At 63.6% G+C, this 18,945-nt stretch carries 18 protein-coding genes; 9 read left to right on the plus strand and 9 right to left on the minus strand.

Features of this window, described 5'->3' with window-relative positions:
* Positions 1 to 57: 57 nt before the first annotated feature.
* Entirely contained in the window at positions 58 to 696 is a 639-nt protein-coding gene (locus M653_RS0111360) for an NrsF family protein (protein WP_027143465.1), read from the minus strand.
* A 1-nt stretch (position 697) separates the two neighbouring features.
* Positions 698 to 1,264, minus strand: a complete 567-nt coding sequence (locus M653_RS0111365) for a sigma-70 family RNA polymerase sigma factor (RefSeq protein WP_027143466.1) — start codon at positions 1,262 to 1,264, stop codon at positions 698 to 700.
* A 439-nt stretch (positions 1,265 to 1,703) separates the two neighbouring features.
* On the opposite strand from M653_RS0111365, the gene M653_RS0111370 reads away from it, so the two are divergent.
* The 5 genes from M653_RS0111370 to M653_RS0111390 all read left to right on the plus strand — a co-directional run bounded on the left by M653_RS0111370 (position 1,704) and on the right by M653_RS0111390 (position 8,074).
* A complete protein-coding gene (locus M653_RS0111370; protein ID WP_027143467.1) occupies positions 1,704 to 2,753 on the plus strand; it encodes a hypothetical protein in 1,050 nt (349 codons plus the stop codon).
* A 9-nt stretch (positions 2,754 to 2,762) separates the two neighbouring features.
* Positions 2,763 to 4,115, plus strand: coding sequence for a hypothetical protein (locus M653_RS0111375; protein ID WP_027143468.1), 1,353 nt, complete (start codon positions 2,763 to 2,765; stop codon positions 4,113 to 4,115).
* 120 nt (positions 4,116 to 4,235) lie between these two features.
* Entirely contained in the window at positions 4,236 to 5,243 is a 1,008-nt protein-coding gene (locus M653_RS0111380) for an iron ABC transporter substrate-binding protein (protein ID WP_027143469.1), read from the plus strand.
* A gap of 171 nt (positions 5,244 to 5,414) precedes the next feature.
* Entirely contained in the window at positions 5,415 to 6,995 is a 1,581-nt protein-coding gene (locus M653_RS0111385) for an iron ABC transporter permease (RefSeq protein WP_027143470.1), read from the plus strand.
* On the plus strand, positions 6,992 to 8,074 hold the full coding sequence (locus M653_RS0111390; RefSeq protein WP_027143471.1) for an ABC transporter ATP-binding protein: 1,083 nt from the start codon (positions 6,992 to 6,994) through the stop codon (positions 8,072 to 8,074). Before M653_RS0111385 ends, M653_RS0111390 begins: the two co-directional genes overlap by 4 nt.
* 28 nt (positions 8,075 to 8,102) lie before the next feature.
* Here the strand turns inward: M653_RS0111390 and M653_RS0111395 are convergent, their stop codons facing one another.
* The 6 genes from M653_RS0111395 to M653_RS0111420 form a co-directional block, all read right to left on the minus strand.
* Positions 8,103 to 8,912, minus strand: a complete 810-nt coding sequence (locus M653_RS0111395) for a phosphodiesterase (RefSeq protein WP_027143472.1) — start codon at positions 8,910 to 8,912, stop codon at positions 8,103 to 8,105.
* A gap of 33 nt (positions 8,913 to 8,945) precedes the next feature.
* Positions 8,946 to 10,046, minus strand: a complete 1,101-nt coding sequence (locus M653_RS0111400) for a sn-glycerol-3-phosphate import ATP-binding protein UgpC (RefSeq protein WP_027143473.1) — start codon at positions 10,044 to 10,046, stop codon at positions 8,946 to 8,948.
* Between the two features lie 14 nt (positions 10,047 to 10,060).
* Positions 10,061 to 10,975, minus strand: coding sequence for an ABC transporter permease subunit (locus M653_RS0111405; protein WP_027143474.1), 915 nt, complete (start codon positions 10,973 to 10,975; stop codon positions 10,061 to 10,063).
* Positions 10,976 to 10,982: 7 nt separating this feature from the next.
* On the minus strand, positions 10,983 to 11,867 hold the full coding sequence (locus M653_RS0111410; RefSeq protein WP_027143475.1) for an ABC transporter permease subunit: 885 nt from the start codon (positions 11,865 to 11,867) through the stop codon (positions 10,983 to 10,985).
* A 103-nt stretch (positions 11,868 to 11,970) separates the two neighbouring features.
* Entirely contained in the window at positions 11,971 to 13,323 is a 1,353-nt protein-coding gene (locus M653_RS0111415; RefSeq protein ID WP_027143476.1) for an extracellular solute-binding protein, read from the minus strand.
* Between the two features lie 356 nt (positions 13,324 to 13,679).
* On the minus strand, positions 13,680 to 14,360 hold the full coding sequence (locus M653_RS0111420) for a TlpA disulfide reductase family protein (RefSeq protein ID WP_027143477.1): 681 nt from the start codon (positions 14,358 to 14,360) through the stop codon (positions 13,680 to 13,682).
* 36 nt (positions 14,361 to 14,396) lie between these two features.
* Here M653_RS0111420 and argH point away from each other — a divergent pair, with 36 nt between their 5' ends.
* The 3 genes from argH (at position 14,397) to lysA (ending at position 17,457) form a co-directional block, all read left to right on the plus strand.
* Positions 14,397 to 15,797, plus strand: a complete 1,401-nt coding sequence (gene argH, locus M653_RS0111425; RefSeq protein WP_032935218.1) for an argininosuccinate lyase — start codon at positions 14,397 to 14,399, stop codon at positions 15,795 to 15,797.
* A 115-nt stretch (positions 15,798 to 15,912) separates the two neighbouring features.
* Positions 15,913 to 16,119, plus strand: a complete 207-nt coding sequence (locus M653_RS0111430) for a lipoprotein (protein ID WP_015315543.1) — start codon at positions 15,913 to 15,915, stop codon at positions 16,117 to 16,119.
* A gap of 69 nt (positions 16,120 to 16,188) precedes the next feature.
* On the plus strand, positions 16,189 to 17,457 hold the full coding sequence (gene lysA, locus M653_RS0111435) for a diaminopimelate decarboxylase (RefSeq protein WP_027143479.1): 1,269 nt from the start codon (positions 16,189 to 16,191) through the stop codon (positions 17,455 to 17,457).
* A 19-nt stretch (positions 17,458 to 17,476) separates the two neighbouring features.
* On the opposite strand, the gene M653_RS0111440 is transcribed toward lysA, so the two are convergent.
* The gene (locus M653_RS0111440) at positions 17,477 to 17,779 is read right to left on the minus strand and encodes a metalloregulator ArsR/SmtB family transcription factor (RefSeq protein WP_027143480.1); all 303 of its coding nucleotides are present in this window, start codon (positions 17,777 to 17,779) and stop codon (positions 17,477 to 17,479) included.
* A 50-nt stretch (positions 17,780 to 17,829) separates the two neighbouring features.
* Here M653_RS0111440 and M653_RS0111445 point away from each other — a divergent pair, with 50 nt between their 5' ends.
* A complete protein-coding gene (locus M653_RS0111445; protein WP_027143481.1) occupies positions 17,830 to 18,771 on the plus strand; it encodes a threonine/serine dehydratase in 942 nt (313 codons plus the stop codon).
* The last annotated feature ends 174 nt before the right edge of the window (positions 18,772 to 18,945 follow it).

Raw genomic sequence — 18,945 nt, forward strand, 5'->3', positions numbered from 1 at the left:
ACAATTGCCGGCATGATTAAGGACCGGTATTAACGGGGTGTGGGCGCGGGTATCCTGTTACCATCGCACGAAAAGCCGCCCGCCGAGCGCGCCGAGCAAAGCGAGGGCCGCGATGGCGATCGTATACCAGGTGGCAACGAAAAGCGGCGAATCGTCGAAGCAGTGCGCCGCATAGAAGGTCGCCGCCAGCCCGCCGGCAAGCAGCCCCGCGACAGTGCCGGCAAGCACCGGCCGTGTCGGCGCACCATAGCGCAGCATCCACAGGAAGATGGCCAGCGGGCCGATGCCGATCAGCGGGATGAAGCTCATGCAGATCATCATGTTCGATCCGATCATGCGCGTGCCCCATAGCGCCTGCGGCACCATGAAGAGTTCCAGCACCACGGCCACCGCGACCAGCAGCGGCGCGGCGATCATCGCCGCCATTGCACGGCCTGTCGCAGCACCCGGCGTCGACAGGGCACGGATCAGGGCGAAGGCGCTGATGGCGAGCACGACGGTGAAAACAAACTTGGACAGGAAACGGATCGTGTGCGCGGCAACCATGAAGTCGGGGCGCGGCCCGATTGTCATCATGAAAACAGCGGCCGCGGCGACGACGGCCGCACCGGCCGCCAGCCACCAGGCCGAGCGCAATGACATCGCCTTGCTGCGAGCATCGGCGTCGAGCGCCTTGATGAGATCGTCGGTCTTCATGTCATTCCCGTCCGAACCGCCCCTGTCCGAGTCGCCCCTGTCCGAATCGCTTGGCTATGGCGGTAAGTCCCCGGTGCAGCGACACACGCACCGCCGTCTCGCTGATGCCGAACTTCGCCGCTGTCTCACCGATGGAACGGCCCTCCACGGACACGGCCGAAACCACGGACCGCTGAGCTGGCGGCAGCCCGTCGAGCGCCCGGTTGATGTCGCGCTCGCTGACCGTCTCGGTTTCCGGCTCGGCGAAAGTCTCGGCGATGTCGTCGACATCAATTTCGATGCGCCGCCCGCGTCGCCGGAATGCATCGATCAGCTTGAAACGGGCAATCGCATAGACCCATGGCAACACCGGCGCGTCCTGGCGCCAAGTGTGTCGTTTGACATGAATGGCCAGCAAGGTTTCCTGCACGACATCCTCGGGATCGACCCCGCCCTGCACGATCTTGCGCCTGACAAAGCCGCGGATCAGCGCGGCAATCCGGTGGAGAAAGTCGGCATAGGCCTTTTCATCTCCCGCGATCGCGGCCCGCATCAGCCGGGAAAGCTCGGCCTCGTCCTTGCCGCTCACAAGAGTTCACTCCCCGATCTTCGCGCCTCGGCACTGATTTGTTACGTGGCCGGCGAAATAATGTCCAAGCCAAACTACGGGCAAATCACGAAAGTTTGCGGGAGGACCCGCGAAATTCCCTGACGGTTTCCCTGGTTCCCGGCTCAGGCGTGAGGAACGGCGCGGACCAAGCCTTGATTGACGTAAGGTAAACCCTTCTGTAGCGTCAAAGGATCGGAGGGAGGCCGAAATGGATTTCATTGAACGCATTTTTGGATTTTCTCCCGACAATGGCTCGGGAACTTTCGAGAGCGGCCTTGTCATTGCGGCCATAGTCTTTGTCACTGCCATCTACTTCTACAGAAGACGGGGATCACTGAAGAAATAGCCGGGAGAACCGGCGGGGATACGTCGCCAGGAAAACACTACCGTTGCGTCCTCTCAGCGTGGGAAACACGACATGGCAGGATCTCTGGTCAACCACGTCAGAACCGCGGCACTGCTGTTGTTCGCCGCCGAATTCTGGAAGCGTCTTGCCGTCGGGCTGAAGGTGCTGTTTGCGACGATTCGCATGCTGCTGTGCCGGTTGGCCAAGCGCCAGCGGCTGCCAGGCCCTGCGCAGAACGATTGCTGTATCCAGCTGCCGCCCGACATCTACAAGCGCGCCGATCCTCTTCTCTATGCCCAGTACTATCTTATGGCGCAGGGTCTCGCGGTCACCTGGGACAATCCCGACATCGACATTTTCGACGGCGCCGCGCCAGTCACCGGTGCGCTGCAGCCCTCTCGCACCTATCGCGTTCGCGTGCGTGTCTGGAACGGGTCCTATGATGCGCCAGCCGTCGGCGTCGGGGTGGCGCTGTCCTACCTGTCCTTCGGCGCACAGACCGTTTCCCGGCCGATCGCCAACCTCGCCGTCAATCTCGGGGCCAAGGGCACGATCGATTGCCCTGCCTATGCCGAATTCAGTTGGACCACGCCCGCCACCGGCGGCCATTACTGCCTGCAAGCACAGCTTTCCTGGGCCGATGACGCCAACCCCGGCAACAACCTCGGCCAGAAGAACGTCAACATTGCCGAGATGCGCTCACCGGCAAAGTTCTCCTTCAGCGTCCGCAACGAGGCCTCGGTCGTCCGGCGTTTCCAGATCGAGGCGGACTGCTACGGCCTGCCGAAGCTGCAACCATGTACCCCGCCACGCGGCCAAGGTCGAGACGAACGCACGGACACCCCGCAGCCGAGGCTCGCGGAGAGCAAGGCGCGCTGGGCCAAGGCGCTGGAGGAACAGGCCTATGGCCGGTTTCCCGTTCCCGATGACTGGTCGGTCAGGATCGTTCCAAGAACGCTTTCACTGCAGCCCCGCCAGATAACCGAGATCACCGTCGAGATCGAACCGAGGGACGCCGCCTTCCGTGGCTCAAAGGCCTTCAACGTCCATGTCTTCACGATCGGCGAAAGCGGATCACGCACCTTGACCGGCGGCGTGACGCTCATCGCCACGAAAGGCTGAGGCGCTCCGATGGCCTACAAGCACTATACGAGCTGCTTTCTCTATCCGGCCGGTGGCAAGCCCTACAATGAGGCCGACCGGCTGGCTTTCCTCGCCGGCCAGGCGCTGCAGATCATCGTCATCACCGGGCTGGCGGCCGCCTTCGGCTTGCTGCTGGGGCCGGTCGGCGCAGCACTTGCCGCGGCAATCGCGTTTCTGGCGTCCGCCACCGCGACGATCGACAAGGCCGCCGGGGAATGGCTCAACCATCGCCTGGTCTGCCTCGACAAGGACAATCCGAAATGCGCCGTCGGCATCGTCTCCTACAATCCGTTCCGCAGCGATCTCGGCGCCTTCGACAACGGCCAGTATTTCGACATCATACTGATGCCGCATCCGACGACTGAAATTCTCAACGCCGAAACCAATGAGGCGGCTTTGGCCGCCGCCAATCGCTACAATGGCGACGGCACCGTCGTCGCGGAATTCGCCGCCAACATCACGGCCCATCCGGCGAACGACATTCTCAATGACGGCTTTCAGGGTCATGAACTGCTGTTGCCGCGCGATGACCTGAAGACGGATCTGGGATACGCACCCGCCGACGATCATGCCCGCTGGGCCCTGCACTGCGAGGCCGAGGGTGACTTCTGGATCAAGATGCGCCAGTGGGCGCCGGCCATCGTCATCCTGCTGACGGCGGCTCTGGTCGTCACGGCGGCCGCGGCGGCTGCCGGTGCCAGTGTTGGGGCGGCTGTCGGCTGCGCCATAGGGTCGTTCTTCCTGGGTGCGCTGGGCTGCGCCATCGGCTCGTTCCTGGGAGGATTGCTCGGAGCGGCCATTGGCGGCGCCATCGGCGGAGCGGCGTCCTACTTCGGCGGGGTCAAGCCGGTCCTGCAGGGATTGTTCAACTGGAATCCCGGCAATGTCGAGGACGCCAATGTCGGCGACAAGGCGCTCGGCCCCATCAGGATGGGCGATCATGTCGCCGTCCTCGGCGAACATGTCTATGACGGCTATCACAAGGGCTGGCACGAGTTTCATCCGCTGATGGCGGTGGTCAAATTCGATGCGGCGGCCGGTGTCGACGCAAGACACTATCTTCAGTGGAATCCGGATTTTCCCGACACGGGCACGGTCCCGCCCAAACCGCCAGGCGAAGCCATCGACCTCACCGCGCAGGATATGCGTGACGGGCTGGGCAGCGCCGCGTTCAGGACACGCTGCGAGAATCTGCGCAGAACCTGGTGCGCCATGCTGAACGAAGCGTTCGATCCGGAGACCAAACGAGCACAGCAGGGGCTGGACCAGCGCTGGACCATTCATCCGATGGTCGATGGTTGCATCCCGCAGGAGCAGCCACCAGCACCGCATATCGGATGATGCATCAGCGTCCGACACGCGAAACCGTGATGGCGCCGATTGCCTTTCAATCTTGACTAACCCATTCATGAATTGATACTCGGACGCACCCGCAGTGCGGGCAACCCCGAGGAGTACCTTATGAAATCCCCCCTTTTTGCCCTGGCCAGCGTAGCGGCGCTTGCAATCAGCCTGGCCGCCGGTCCGGCGACGGCGGAAGATGCCAGCATCATCGTCTATAACGCCCAGCATGAAAGCCTGGCCAAGGATTGGGCCGAAGGGTTCACCAAGGAAACCGGCATCAAGGTTACCTTGCGCAATGGCGGCGACAGCGACTTCTCCAACCAGATCGTCGCCGAAGGCGCCTCCTCGCCCGCCGACGTGTTTCTGACGGAAAATTCGCCGGCCATGGTGCTGGTCGAGAATGCCGGCCTGTTCGCGCCGGTCGACGCCGACACGCTCGCACAGGTCCCGCAGGACTATCAGGCCGCCAGCGGCAAATGGGTGGGCGTGGCCGCGCGCAGCACCGTCTTTGCCTACAATACGACCAAGCTCAAGGCCGACCAGTTGCCCAAGTCGATGCTCGACCTCGCCGACCCGAGTTGGAAGGGCCGCTGGGCGGCCTCGCCTTCTGGCGCCGATTTCCAGGCTATTGTCAGCGCATTGCTGCAGCTCAAGGGCGAGGCCGCCACGGCCGATTGGCTGAAGGCGATGAAGGCGAACTTCACCGCCTACAAAGGCAATAGCACGGTGATGAAGGCGGTCAATGCCGGCGAGATCGAAGGCGGCGTGATCTACCACTATTACTATTTCGGCGATCAGGCCAAGACCGGCGAAAACTCCAAGAACGTCGCGCTGCACTATTTCAAGAACCAGGATCCGGGCGCTTTCGTATCGGTCTCCGGCGGCGGCGTGCTCGCCTCGAGCAAGCACCCCAAGGAAGCCCAGGCCTTCCTGAAATGGGTGACCGGCAAGGGTGGCCAGGACGTGCTGAAGAACGGAACCTCCTTCGAATACGCGGTCGGCAAGGGTGCGCAGTCCAATCCGAAGCTGGTGCCACTGGTCGACCTGCAGGCGCCGAAGGTCGACGCCGCGACGCTGAACTCCAAGAAGGTCACCGACCTGATGACCGCAGCCGGCTTGCTTTAGTCGTCGTTCTTCCTAATAAGAACGTCAAACCGTGCTCCTGCGGGAATTCACTTTCCGCGGGAGCGTTTTGTTCCGAGATGCATTCGTCCATGACGACACGCTTCGTTCCTGACCGCGACCGTGGTCCCCTGATTGCCGCCGCCGCGCCGCGATGGCATGGCGCCTGAGCTGATGCAGCCCGCAGTCGATCTCGCGCGCCCTGGCCTGCCGCCGAAGATGCGCCGAAGAACGCAGCGGCGTGTGGCGCCCTGGCTTGTCATCGCCGCCATATCAGTCTCCCTGCTGGCATTGGTGCCGCTTGCCTTCATCATATGGATCGCGGTGCAGACCGGTTGGGACACTGTCGCGGCATTGGTCTTCCGGCCACGTGTCGGCGAACTGCTGGTCAACACCGGCCTGCTGGTGCTGCTGGCCGTACCGATCGCCATCGCCTTGTCGGTGACGCTGGCCTGGCTGACCGAACGCAGCGACCTGCCTGGTGCCCGGCTCTGGTCCTGGCTCTGCGTGGCGCCGCTCGCCATCCCCGCTTTCGTACACTCCTATGCCTGGATCACCATGGTGCCGGGGCTGCACGGCCTCTGGGCTGGCGTGCTGGTATCCGTCATCGCCTATTTTCCTTTCCTCTATCTGCCGGTGTCGGCGGCGCTGCGCCGCCTCGATCCTGCCCTGGAGGATGCCGCGGCGGCACTTGGTCTCGGACCCTGGCGTGTGTTCTGGCGTGTCGTGTTGCCGCAGCTCAGGCTCGCCATCTGCGGCGGCTCGCTGCTGGTCGGCCTGCATCTGCTGGCCGAATATGGCCTCTACGTCTTCATCCGCTTCGACACCTTCACCACCGCGATCGTCGACCAGTTCCAGTCGACCTTCAACGGTCCGGCCGCCAACATGCTGGCCGGCGTGCTGGTGACCTGCTGCTTCGTGCTGCTCGGCCTCGAGGTGCTGGTGCGCGGCGAGGAGCGTTATGCCCGTGTCGGCTCGGGTGCCGCGCGATATCAGCAGCGGATGAGCCTCGGTCGCGCCACCCTGCCCAGCTTGCTGCTGCTCGTCGTCACCACCCTGCTGGCGCTTGGCGTGCCGTTCATCACCATCGGCCGCTGGCTCATCGCCGGCGGCGCCGATGTCTGGCGTCTCGACGAGATTGGCCTGGCACTCGGTCAGACACTGTTCCTGTCACTCGCCGGCGCGTTGCTTGCCACCGTCGCTGCCATGCCGATGGCCTGGATCTCGATCCGTGCGCCCGGTCCGTTGCAGCGCCTGCTGGAGGGATGCAATTACATTGTCGGCTCGCTGCCGGGTGTCGTCATTGCGCTGGCGCTGGTCACCATCACTGTGCGCATCGCCCTGCCGCTCTACCAGACCCTGTTCACCATCCTGGTCGCATATGCCCTGATGTTCCTGCCGCGTGCCCTGGTCAGCCTGCGCGCGTCGATCGCCCAGGCCCCGGTCGAACTCGAGCGCGCCGCCTCCAGCCTCGGCCGGCGGCCGCTCAACGCGCTGTGGTCGACGACAATCCGCCTGTCGGCGCCGGGTGCCGCGGCCGGCATGGCGCTGGTGGCGCTCGGCATCATGAACGAATTGACCGCGACGCAGATGCTGGCGCCCAACGGCACCCGCACGCTGGCCATGGCGTTCTGGTCCTATAGCGGCGAGATCGACTACGCCTCGGCGGCCCCTTACGCCTTCATCATGGTGGCGATGTCGCTGCCCCTGACCTGGCTGCTCTATGTCCAGTCGAAGCGGATGGCCGGACGATGAGCTTTCTTGAACTCGGCAATCTGCACAAGCGTTACGGCGCGGTCGCCGCACTTGCCGGCGTCGACCTGAACGTCGCCAGCGGCAGTCGCACCGCGATCGTGGGACCTTCCGGCTGCGGCAAGACAACCTTGCTGCGGCTGATCGCCGGTTTCGAGGCGCCCGATCAGGGCCGCATCGTGCTCGACGGGCAGGTGCTGGCCAATGGCGGCGCCGCTGTGCCGGCGCATCGCCGCGGCATTGGCCTGGTGGCGCAGGACGGCGCTCTGTTCCCGCATCTGACCATCTCGGACAATATCGGCTTCGGCATGGCACGGGACGACGACAAGCGCGCCGAGCGCATCATCGAACTTGCCTATATCGTTGGACTGGACAAGGCGATCCTCAAACGCCGTCCGCACGAGCTCTCCGGCGGCCAGCAGCAACGCGTGGCGCTGGCCCGCGCCATGGCGATGAAGCCGCGGCTGATGCTGCTCGACGAGCCGTTCTCGGCTCTCGACACCGGCCTGCGCGCCTCGATGCGCAAGGCGGTGGCCGAGCTTCTGGAGGGGGCCGGCATCACCACCATATTGGTGACGCACGACCAAGCCGAGGCGCTGTCCTTCGCCAGCCAGGTGGCGGTCATGCGCGACGGGAAATTTTCCCAGGTCGGCACGCCGCGCGAGCTTTATCTCAAGCCGAAGGACAGGATGATCGCCGAGTTCCTCGGCGATGCCATCATCCTGCCCGCGAGCATTTCGGGCGGCTTCGCCAGTTCGCCGCTGGGCCGCATCGCGGTCGACACGCCGGACAGCCGCGATGTCGCCCGCATCATGTTGCGGCCGGAGCAGATTGGGCTAAAACGCACCTCGCGCGAGGGCATGTCGGGCACACCAGACATGCCCTTCGGCGAGGTGACGGAATCGGAATTCGCCGGCTCGACATGCACGATCGCGGTGCGGCTCTTGAACAATTCCGATCCGCCGGACGCCGCCGCGATCGGCGGCACGCCGCTGATCCTGCGCAAATCCGGCATGGACGCGCCGGCGGTCGGCGAGATCGTGCGGCTGACCGTATCGGGCAAGGCGCACGTCTTCGCTTGAGGCGCTGAACCCACGCGAAGTGGCCGGTTCACGCCGTGACGCGTTCGCCGGTTTCCGCTGAATAGATCGGCCATTGCTCGAGAAAATCGCAACCGTGCACCACCACGCACTCGTTGGCGCTGTCGATGAGGATGACGGCGTAGGACGGCGGCGCCTGTTCGACGATCTCGCTCGATCGGTCGAGGGCAAGCTCGAACCGGGCATGCAGGCCCCGCTGCGCCGAGAACGGAATGCCGGCGACGGTTCCCGCGATATCGCGGTGAACGTGGCCGAAGAAAATATGGCGAACGTTGCCATGATCCCGCAGCAGGCCGAGCAACCGCTGGGGCCGTTCGAGCGCCAGCGGATCGAGCTGCGGCAGGCCGAGCGCGACCGGCGGATGATGCAGGAAAACGTAGGCGGGCCTGCCGCCTGATTGTTCGAGCCGGGCTTCGAGCCAGGCAAGCCGGCTGTCGCACAGTTCGCCCTCGATGCGTCCTTCCGCCAGGCAGTCGAGAAACAACAGCACGTCGTCGCCGGTATCATGGACCGACTGCACGAAGCCGTTTTTGTCGACCGCAACTTCGGGAAACGCAGCGATGAGATTGGCCCGCCGGTCATGGTTGCCCGGGAGCAGCCTGTACGGCATCGATAGCGCGCTTAGGGCAACGCGCAGATCGGCATAGCTCTGCGGCGCGCCGGTCTCCGTCAGGTCGCCGGTGAAGACGCAAAGTGCTGCGTCGGCGTGGTGCGCATTGATGTGCGCAATGCACTGATCGAGCCGCTCATGCAGGTCCGCCCCATAGCGGCGCTCACCTTGCCGGCCAAGATGTACATCGGTGACCTGGATGATTTTCATGTGCGTCTCTTTGGCTGCGCGTGTTTTCGGAAATCAAAGCGCCGGTTCGGGCACGGAAGCCTTGAAGACATCGAGACGGGTGCCTGTCTCCGACGAGAAGAAGTGCATGTCGTCCGGGAAGATCTTCAAGCCGACGGTGCTGCCGGGCTCGGGGTGAACGGCCTCCGAGGTCATCACCGAGAACGGCGCGCCGTCGAGGTCGACATAGATGACCCGCCCCGCGCCCAGTTCCTCGACCAGGTCCACAGTGGCATCGAGCGCGCCGGCCGTTCCCGGTGCGACCAGCCGGACCGCTTCCGGGCGGATGCCCATCGCCACTTTCGTGCCGACCGGCAGGCCGGCGCGCGCCATGGCCAGGCGGCGGCTGCCGCCGAGCAGCGACAGCCCGTCGAGTTCGACCGTGCCTTCAAGGATGTTCATGGCCGGCGCGCCGACGAAGGTGGCGACGAAGCGGCTGGCCGGGCGGGTGTAGATTTCACCTGGCGTGCCGACCTGTTCGACCCGTCCGCCATTCATCACCACCAGCCGGTCGGCCAGCGTCATCGCCTCGACCTGATCGTGGGTGACGAAGACGGAGGTGGCATTCAGCCGGCGATGCAGCTTGCGGATCTCCGAGCGCATCTGGACGCGCAGCTTGGCGTCGAGATTGGACAGCGGCTCGTCGAACAGGAAGACTTTCGGCTCGCGGATCATCGCACGGCCCATCGCGACGCGCTGCCTCTGGCCACCCGAAAGCGCCATCGGCTTGCGATCGAGCAACTGCTCGAGCCCCAGCGTGCGCGCAACCGCCTGGATGCGCTGGTTGCGCTCGGCCGTGGGAACACCGGAGACCTTGAGCGAATAGCCGATGTTCTGGGCCACGCTCATATGCGGATAGAGCGCGTAGTTCTGGAACACCATGGCGCAGCCGCGTTCGCGCGGCTCGAGCTTGTTGACCACCATGCCGTCGATGGCGATCGTGCCGTCGGAAATCTCTTCCAGCCCGGCGATCATCCTGAGCAGCGTGGACTTGCCGCAGCCGGACGGCCCGAGAATGACGACGAATTCGCCAGAGGCGAAGTCGAGATCGACGCCATGCACGACCTGCGTCTTGGCATAGTTCTTCTTGACGCCGCGTATTGCGATGGAGGCCATCTTTTGTCTCCTTGTTACTTCTCGGTGGCGATCAGGCCGCGCACGAACCAGCGTTGCATGAGCACCACGACGATCAGCGGCGGCAGCATGACGATAAGCGTTCCGGCCATGGCGATGTTCCATTCCGGAATGCCGCCGACATTGGGGATGAGCTGCTTGAGCTCGGTAACCGCCGTCGCGTGCGACTGGTCGGTGGTGATGAGCAGCGGCCACAGATACTGGTTCCAGGCCCACAGGAACATGATGGTGCCGAGTGCCGCCATGTTGTTGCGCGACAATGGCAGCAGGATATCGATGAAGAAACGCAGCGCGCCGGCGCCGTCCATACGCGCCGCCTCGGTCAGCTCATCCGGCACGGTCAGGAAGAACTGCCGGTAGAGGAAGGTGCCGGTGGCGGTGGCGATCAACGGCAGGATCAGTCCGGTATAGGAATTGAGCAGCCCTAGGCTGAGCGAAACCTGCACGCCCGAGACCTTCTCGATCAGCCAGCTCAGCCCGGTGATGTCGAGGATGGTCTGGTAGGGCGACAGCACATTGGCGACGACCGCGTAGGTCGGCACGATGCGCACTTCCAGCGGCAGCATCAGCGTGACGAAGATCAGCCAGAAGATGAAGGTGCGGCCGGGATAGCGAAAATAGACGATCGAGAAGGCGGTCAGCGCCGAGATGATCACTTTGCCGGCCGCGACGCCGGCAGCCATGATGAAACTGTTGAGCAGCTTGGGGCCAAGGTCGGCCGTCGTCCAGGCCGTCTTGATGTTTGTCCAAAAGTCGCTTCCCGGCAGCAGCGACATCGGCACGTCGTTGACATCCCTAAGATTGTGCGACGCGGCCACGGCCACAACCACGAACGGCGCGATGCAAAGTACAAAGCCGACAAACAGGATCAGATGCGTGAAGAAGTTGAGGAACGGGGTGCGCTCGACCATTTCAGTCTCACCTGTAGTGCACGCGCCGCTCGATGAAGCGGAATTGGAAAATGGTCAGCACCACGATGAGCAGCATCAGAATGATGCTCTGCGCAGCGGCGCCCGAATAGTCGAGGCCTTTGAAGCCATCGGAATAGATCTTGTAGACCATCAGATTGGTGGCGTTCGCCGGGCCGCCCGACGTCATGATGTCGACGATGCCGAACGAATCCTGGAAGCTCTCCGTGATGTTGATGACCAGCAGGAAGAAGATTGTCGGCGTGATCAGCGGGAACTGTATGTCCCAGAAACGCCTCATGACGCCCGAGCCGTCCATCGCGGCCGCTTCGATGAGGGAACGCGGGATGGCCTGGAACGCGGCGAGGAAGAAGATGAAATTGTAGCCGACATATTTCCATGAGAAGGCGATGATGATCGAAGCCATGGCATCAGCGCCGTCGAGGCCGGGATCCCAGAAGCCGGGCCAGACTTGGTTGATCACGGCCATGAAGCCAGCCTCCGGCGCCAGGACGAAACGGAACGCCATCGCCAGAGCCGGTGCGGCGATACCGTAAGGCCAGATCAGCACCACGCGATAGAGACGCGAGCCGGCAAGCTGGCGGTCGGTGAGCGCGGCGAGCACAAGCGCGACGAACATTGCAAGCCCGGTGCTGATGCCGGCAAAGACAAGGCTGGCGGTAATCGAGTTCCAGTAATCGGCGTTGGCCAGGATCGAGCGGAAATTGTCGAGCCCGACCCAGATGTTGCCGCCGCCCCAGGGCTGTTGCAGCGTCAGCGACCAGTATACGGCCTGGCCGGCAGGCCAGTAGAAGAACGTGAAGATCAGGAGGAGCTGCGGCACCGCGAAAAGGATGCCGATTGTCCAACTGCTGAAGGTAACGCGTTTTTCCATCGGTCCGCCGTGGCCGCGGAACGGCCAGCCCAAAGCAAGATAAGATTATATACGAAACGGCCGCCCGTCGAATCTCGGCGGGCGGCCTCGGCAATCTTCGAAATCAGGGCAGGGTCTTGCCCGGATAGGTCTGCTGGAAGCGGTCGAGGATGGCGTCGCCATTCTTGACCAGCGTGTCGAGGCCCTGCTGCACGCTGACCTTGTTGGCGAAGATCGCCTGCATCTGCGTGCCGAACTCGGCGCGGATCTGGGTGAAGTTGCCCAGGCGTATACCACGGGTGATTTCGGTCGGCTCCGACGCGGTCAGGCTGGCGATGGCGACTTCACGGCCCTTGTAGGGCGCCTTGTCGTAGAAGCCGGTGGACTTCATGTAGTCGAAGCCCGACTTGGTCACTGGGATGTAGCCGGTGTTGGTCGACCAGAACAAAGCGGTCTTGGGGTCGTGGATGAAGTTAAGGAACGCGGCCACGCCCTTGTACTCAGCGTCCGACTTGCCGGAGAGCACCCACAGCGAAGCGCCGCCGACCAGCGAATTCTTGCGCTCGGTACCGGCATAGGCCGGCAGTTCGGCGACATCCCACTTCATGCCTTCCTTCTGTGTCTTGCCGACCGTGCCGTGATCGCCGACCGAGGTCATGATCACCTGGCAGGTGCCCGAGGCGAAGGCCTGGACCATATCCTGGCCGAGATCCTTGGACTTGATCTTGATCAGGCCGGCGTCATACCACTTCTTGAGATCGGTGACGTACTGGACGAACTTGGTCTTGTTGACTTCCAGACGCGCGTCGAGACCGTCATAGCCGTTGTTCTTGGTGGCGATCGGCTGATTGTGGATGGCCGAGAACTGCTCCATCAGCTGCCAGCTTTCATTGGCCGAGATGTTGATCGCCATCGGGCATTCATAGCCGGCGTCCTTCATCGCCTGCAGGTCGGCGCCGACGTCTTCCCAGGTCTTGGGCGCCTCGGTCTTGCCGATCTTGGCGAAGGCGTCCTTGTTCCAGTACATCAGCGCGGTCGAGGAATTGAACGGGAAGGACAGCATCTCGCCCTTCGAGGTCGCGTAATAGCGGGCGATGCCTGGGAAATAGTCGGCGTAGTCGATCTTGTAGCCGTTTTCTTCCATCAGCTTGTCGGCGGGCTTGTAGGCGCCCGACAGCATCATCGTGGCGGTGCCGACGTCGTAGACCTGCACGACGGCGGGCTGTTTGCCGGCGCGGAAGGCGGCGATGGTGTTCTGCAGCGTGGCGTCGTAATTGCCCTGGCTGGTGCAGACGACTTCATAATCCTTCTGCGAGGCATTGAAGTTCTTGCACAGCGTGTCGACGACGCGGGCGAGGTCGCCCGACAGGCCGAACCAGAAGTCGAATTTTACCGGCTCCGCAAAGGCAGGAACCGCCAGCGCGGTGCTAAGCGCGCCTGCGGCAAGGGCAGCGAGGCCCCGCTTGATGATCGTCATGGTTTCTTCCCTCTTGAATGACTGTTGACAAGGGTCTTGCGCAAGTCCTTGCCCGCTCTCTTAGAGAAGGTATGTGACAGTTCTGTTGTGGCCTCCCGGGCCTGTGGGCAGCTGGTCTTTCCTTCCCCTCGGCGGTGGCGCCGACATGAAAACGTCATACCGGCGCCTTAGGTAGCTAGGGCGGCTCTCGAGGACGTAAAGGTCGTCATGGTTATCCGGCTAAAGGGATGATGAAATGCGGGTGGAGCAGCTGACGAGACCTGACCGTCGGCCACGGCAAGCGTATTGCGATGCGCACCGACCGCCAGGATGTCAGCCTCATATTGCTAAGCCGAGCGTTCACTCGGCCTGATTGCTCACGACCCGAGCGCCGTCTCGACCAACCGCTTGGCGTCAGGCCCCGACCATTCGGCCGGACCGTTCATATGGGCGATCAGGCAGCCTTCGCCATCGATCAGCATGGTGACGGGCAAGCCGAACGCCAGACCGCGCGCCTTGAGGTCGTTGAACAGCGTCATCGTCGAATCCCGGTAGTAGCCGAGCGTGTGCACACCGGTATCGGCGAGAAACTTCTTCGGCTTCACATCGTCGCCGGCATCGACGTTGACGGCGACGACCTGAAAGGCGTCGCTGCCTTTCTCCTTTTGCAGCGCGTCGAGCGCCGGCATTTCGGCACGGCATGGCGCGCACCATGTGGCCCACAGATTGAGCAGCACCGTCTTGCCGGCATGGTCGGCGATCGTCATCGGCTTGCCGTCCGGACCGTTGAAGGCGAGGCTCCTCATCGACTGCGGCGGATCGGCCGGCAAAAGTGCCGCGACCTCGCCGGTGGCCGCGGCCGCGATCTTCTTGGCGCGGTCGCTCTTGGCGGCGCAGGCGACGTCGTCCTTGCTGTCACCCGCCGCCACTTGGGGCGCGGCGTTGTTGCCAGACCGGCTCTCGCTGACATATACCGCGACCGCGCCGGCCAGCGCTCCCGCCACCAGGGCGGCGAGGATCAGGCGCGGGGCCGGGAAAAATCTGTTTCCGTCTGCCATGTTCTCAAACTGCTCCGAAGCACGGGTTTTATAGCCATGAGCGACAAGAAGACCAGCAACCAGATGTGGGGCGGACGATTTGCCTCGGGTCCGGCCGCGATCATGGAAGCGATCAACGCGTCGATCTCGTTCGACCGCAAACTCTATGCGCAGGACATAAGAGGCTCGATCGCCCATAGCGAGATGCTGGCGCAAACGGGCATTATTTCGGCGGCCGATCAAGAAAAAATCGCTCACGGGCTGAACACGATCCTGAAAGAGATCGAAACCGGCAGCTTTGAGTTTTCAACGCGGCTGGAAGACATCCACATGAATGTCGAGGCCCGCCTCGCGGACCTTATCGGGTCGGCGGCCGGCCGGCTGCACACTGCCCGCTCGCGCAACGACCAGGTGGCTGTCGATCTGCGGCTCTGGGTCAAGGACGAATGCTTTCGTGTCGCCGAGGCGTTGAAGGGCCTGATCATGGCGTTGCTGGCGCGGGCCGAGGAACATGCGGCGACCGTCATGCCGGGCTTCACCCACATGCAGGCGGCGCAGCCGGTAACCTTCGGCCATCACTGCATGGCCTATGTCGAAATGTTCGCGCGCGACCTGTCGCGCGTGCGCGACGCCATCGAACGCATGGACGAGAGCCCGCTCGGTGCCGCGGCCCTTGCCGGCACCAGCTTCCCGATCGACCGCCATCAGACCGCCACCGCGCTCGGTTTCCGCGAGCCGATGCGCAATTCGCTGGACAGCGTCTCCGACCGCGATTTCGCGCTGGAATTCCTCGCCATGGCCGCGATCTGCGCCACGCACCTGTCGCGGCTCGCGGAGGAAATCATCATCTGGTCGACGCCGCAATTCGGCTTCATCAGGCTGTCGGACAGCTTTTCCACCGGCTCCTCGATCATGCCGCAGAAAAAGAACCCCGACGCCGCCGAACTCGTGCGCGGCAAGACCGGCCGCGTCAACGGCCATCTGGTCGGCCTGCTGACGGTGATGAAGGGCATGCCTTTGACCTATGGCAAGGACATGCAGGAAGATAAGGAATCGGTGTTCGATGCCGCCGAGACGCTCGACCTGATGCTTGCCGCGATGACCGGCATGGTCTCGGACATGACGGTCAATGCCGCCGCGATGAAGAAGGCTGCCGGCTCCGGTCACGCCACCGCCACCGACCTCGCCGACTGGCTGGTGCGCACTTTGGGCTTGCCGTTCCGCGAGGCGCATCATGTCACCGGCCGCGCGGTGGCGCTGGCCGAAGACAAGAAGGTTAGCCTGGAGAAGCTTTCGCTGGAGGATCTGCAATCGATCAACCCAGGCATCACGGCGGACATATTCTCGGTGCTGGCGGTGCAGAACTCGGTCAAGAGCCGCACCAGCTTCGGCGGCACCGCGCCATCGGAAGTGCGGAAGCAGATACGCGCCTGGAAAAAGCGCATCGCCAAGGCGTGATGCCGGATATTGCGACCACAAATATCCCGATATTGCGATCAGCAATATCCGGGGTGCAATGCGCTGAGAACTCGGCTAAAAGCGGCGCTGGCAAACGTTTCGGACGGATGGATCGATGACCGGAAGCAGGATTTTGGTAACGCTGACGCTGCTTGCGGCGCTTGCCTCCGTGACCGCCTGCGGCCGCAAGGCCGGTCTCGACACGCCCTACGAGGCGGCCGTCCAGGCACGCAAGGATGCCGAGAAGGCCCACCAGCCCGTGCCGCCGGAACCGGAAAAACCGGTCGTGGACAAGAAGTTCATCCTCGACCCGCTGATCTAGCTCCGATGAAGGCGGGATTGGTCTTTCCAAACCCGATCGCATCGTGCCCCAACTTCCGGAACCACTCTCGTGAACCATTTCGACTACCGCGACGGCGTGCTTCATGCCGAGGACGTGGCAATCCCTGATATCGCCGCGCAGGTCGGCACGCCGTTCTACTGCTATTCGACGGCGACCCTGACCAGGCACTACCGTGTCTTCGTCAAGGCCTTTGCCGGGCTCGACACGCTGGTCTGCTACGCGATGAAGGCCAATTCCAACCAGGCGGTGCTGCGGACCCTGGCCAAGCTCGACGCCGGCGCCGACGTGGTCTCGGAAGGCGAATTGCGCCGGGCACTGGCCGCCGGCGTCCCGCCCAGCAAGATCCTGTTCTCCGGTGTCGGCAAGACGGCGCGTGAAATGGACTTTGCGCTCGAAGCCGGCATTCTCTGCTTCAACGTCGAATCCGAGCCGGAACTCGAACTCCTGTCGGCCCGCGCCTCTGCTCTCGGCAAGATGGCGCCGGTCTCGCTGCGCATCAATCCCGATGTCGACGCCAGGACCCACAAGAAGATCTCAACCGGCAAGGCCGAGAACAAGTTCGGCATTCCGTGGCAGCGTGCGCGCCAGGTCTATGCCCGCGCGGCAACGCTTCCCGGCATCAAGATCACCGGCATCGATACCCATATCGGCAGCCAGATCACGGAACTGCAGCCTTTCGACGACGCCTTCGCCCTGCTGGTCGACCTGGTCGGCGCGCTGCGCGGCGACGGCCACGCCATTGAGCATATCGACCTCGGCGGCGGCCTCGGCATTCCCTACCGGGTCGACAACAACCCGCCCCCCTTGCCCGACGCCTATGCCCAGATCGTCCGCAAGCATGTCACCAAGCTCGGGCTGAAGGTGATGTTCGAGCCAGGCCGATTGATCGTCGGCAATGCCGGCATCCTGGTCTCGGAAGTGATTTTCGTGAAGGAAGGCGACGCCAAGAACTTCCTCGTCGTCGACGCCGCCATGAACGACCTGATCCGGCCGACGCTCTACGACGCCTTCCACGAGATCAAGCCGGTCGTGCAGCCGCCGGCCGACACGCCGCGCATGATGGTCGACGTGGTCGGCCAGGTCTGCGAGACCGGCGACTATCTCGGGCTCGATCGCGACCTGCCCCGGCTGAAGGCGGGCGATCTCGTTGCCGTTTCCACCGCCGGCGCCTACGGCGCGGTCCAGGCCGGCACCTACAACACCCGCCTGCTGGTGCCGGAGGTGCTGGTCGACGGCGACCGTTTCCACGTCGTGCGTCCGCGGCTGACCTATGACGAGCTGATCGGGCTGGATTCGGTGCCAGACTGGCTTGCATAAAGGCCGCCTGGCCGCGACGCTATAGCCGGTTCTGGATGAGCGCCCTTGCGTCGGCGATCCTGTCCTCGTCGCGGCGGTAGAAGGTCCATTGCTTGATGCGCTTGGTTCTGAGCAGGCCGGCTTGGGTAAGTACACGCATATGCTCGGAAAGCGTCGCCTGCGTGATGCCGAGCTTCTCGGCGATCAGCAGCGCGCAGGCGCCGTCCTCGACCAGATCGCCATCCGCCTGTGCCCGGAAATGCGCACGCGGATCCTTGAGCCAGTCGAGAATCTGCAGCCTGCGTCCGTTGGCGATCGCCTTGAAGACATCAACCTCTTGCATTTAGCCATTTTGCCAAGTTACTGATTACTGTCAATCCCGAGGAGATCTTGATGTCGCAGGACAAAACCGTCACACGCGAACGCATCGCCGCGATGGAACCGCGCATCCGCCCTTATATCAGGCACACGCCGGTGCTGCGCGTCGACATGGCCGACTTCGACCGGCCGCCATTGGCGGTCGACCTCAAGCTCGAATGCCTGCAGCATTCCGGCTCGTTCAAGGCGCGCGGTGCCTTCACCAACCTTCTGGAGCGGCCGGTTCCCGAGGCCGGCGTCGTCGCCGCATCGGGCGGCAATCATGGCGCCGCTGTCGCCTATGCCGCCATGCGGCTTGGCCACAAGGCGACCATCTTCGTTCCCGAAGTGAGCCCGCAGGCCAAGCTCGACCGCATTCGCGGCTATGGCGCCGACCTCGTGGTGGGCGGCGCCCGTTATGCCGAGGCGCTGGCCGCCAGCGAACGTTTCGCTAAGGAAACCGGGGCCTTGCGGATCCACGCCTTCAACCAGGAGGAAACGCTGATCGGCCAGGGCACTCTCGGGCTTGAGATCGAAAACGATCTGCCTGAGATCGACACGCTGCTGGTTGCCGTCGGTGGTGGTGGCCTGATCGGCGGCGTCGCCGCCTGGTACGCCGGCCGCATACGCATCGTCGCGGTCGAGCCCGAGGGCGCGCCGACGCTTCATCGCGCCTTCGAGGCCGGCCATCCGGTCGACGCGCCGGCCGAAGGTATCGCCGCCGATTCGCTGGCGCCGAAGCGCGTCGGCGAAATGATGTTCCCGATCGCCGAAGCCTTCGTCGAACGCTCCATCCTGGTCAGCGACGACGACATCATCGCCGCCCAGAAGGCGCTCTGGAACAGCGTGCGCATCATCTCGGAACCAGGTGGTGCCGCCGCCTTCGCCGCGATCCTGTCCGGCCGCTACGCGCCGGCGCCGGGCGAGCGGGTCGCCGTGCTGGTCTGTGGCGCCAACGCAAACCCCGCCAATTTCTGATTGCAACCAATTCGGCCGGCTTCACGTTTTCTCAAACTGCCTCGCCTTTGCCGTGTTTGCTGGTATTCTTCGAGTCGTGAGGCTTGGGCTATCCCGCCCCGCCTGGCAGCATGATCCTCGAAAGTGGAGTCCGGTTTTCGGAACAGATCATGCTCAAAGAGATAGAGCCCCATT

The sequence above is a fragment of the Mesorhizobium sp. WSM3626 genome (genome assembly GCF_000513935.1).
GTDB classification, from domain to species: domain Bacteria; phylum Pseudomonadota; class Alphaproteobacteria; order Rhizobiales; family Rhizobiaceae; genus Mesorhizobium; species Mesorhizobium salmacidum.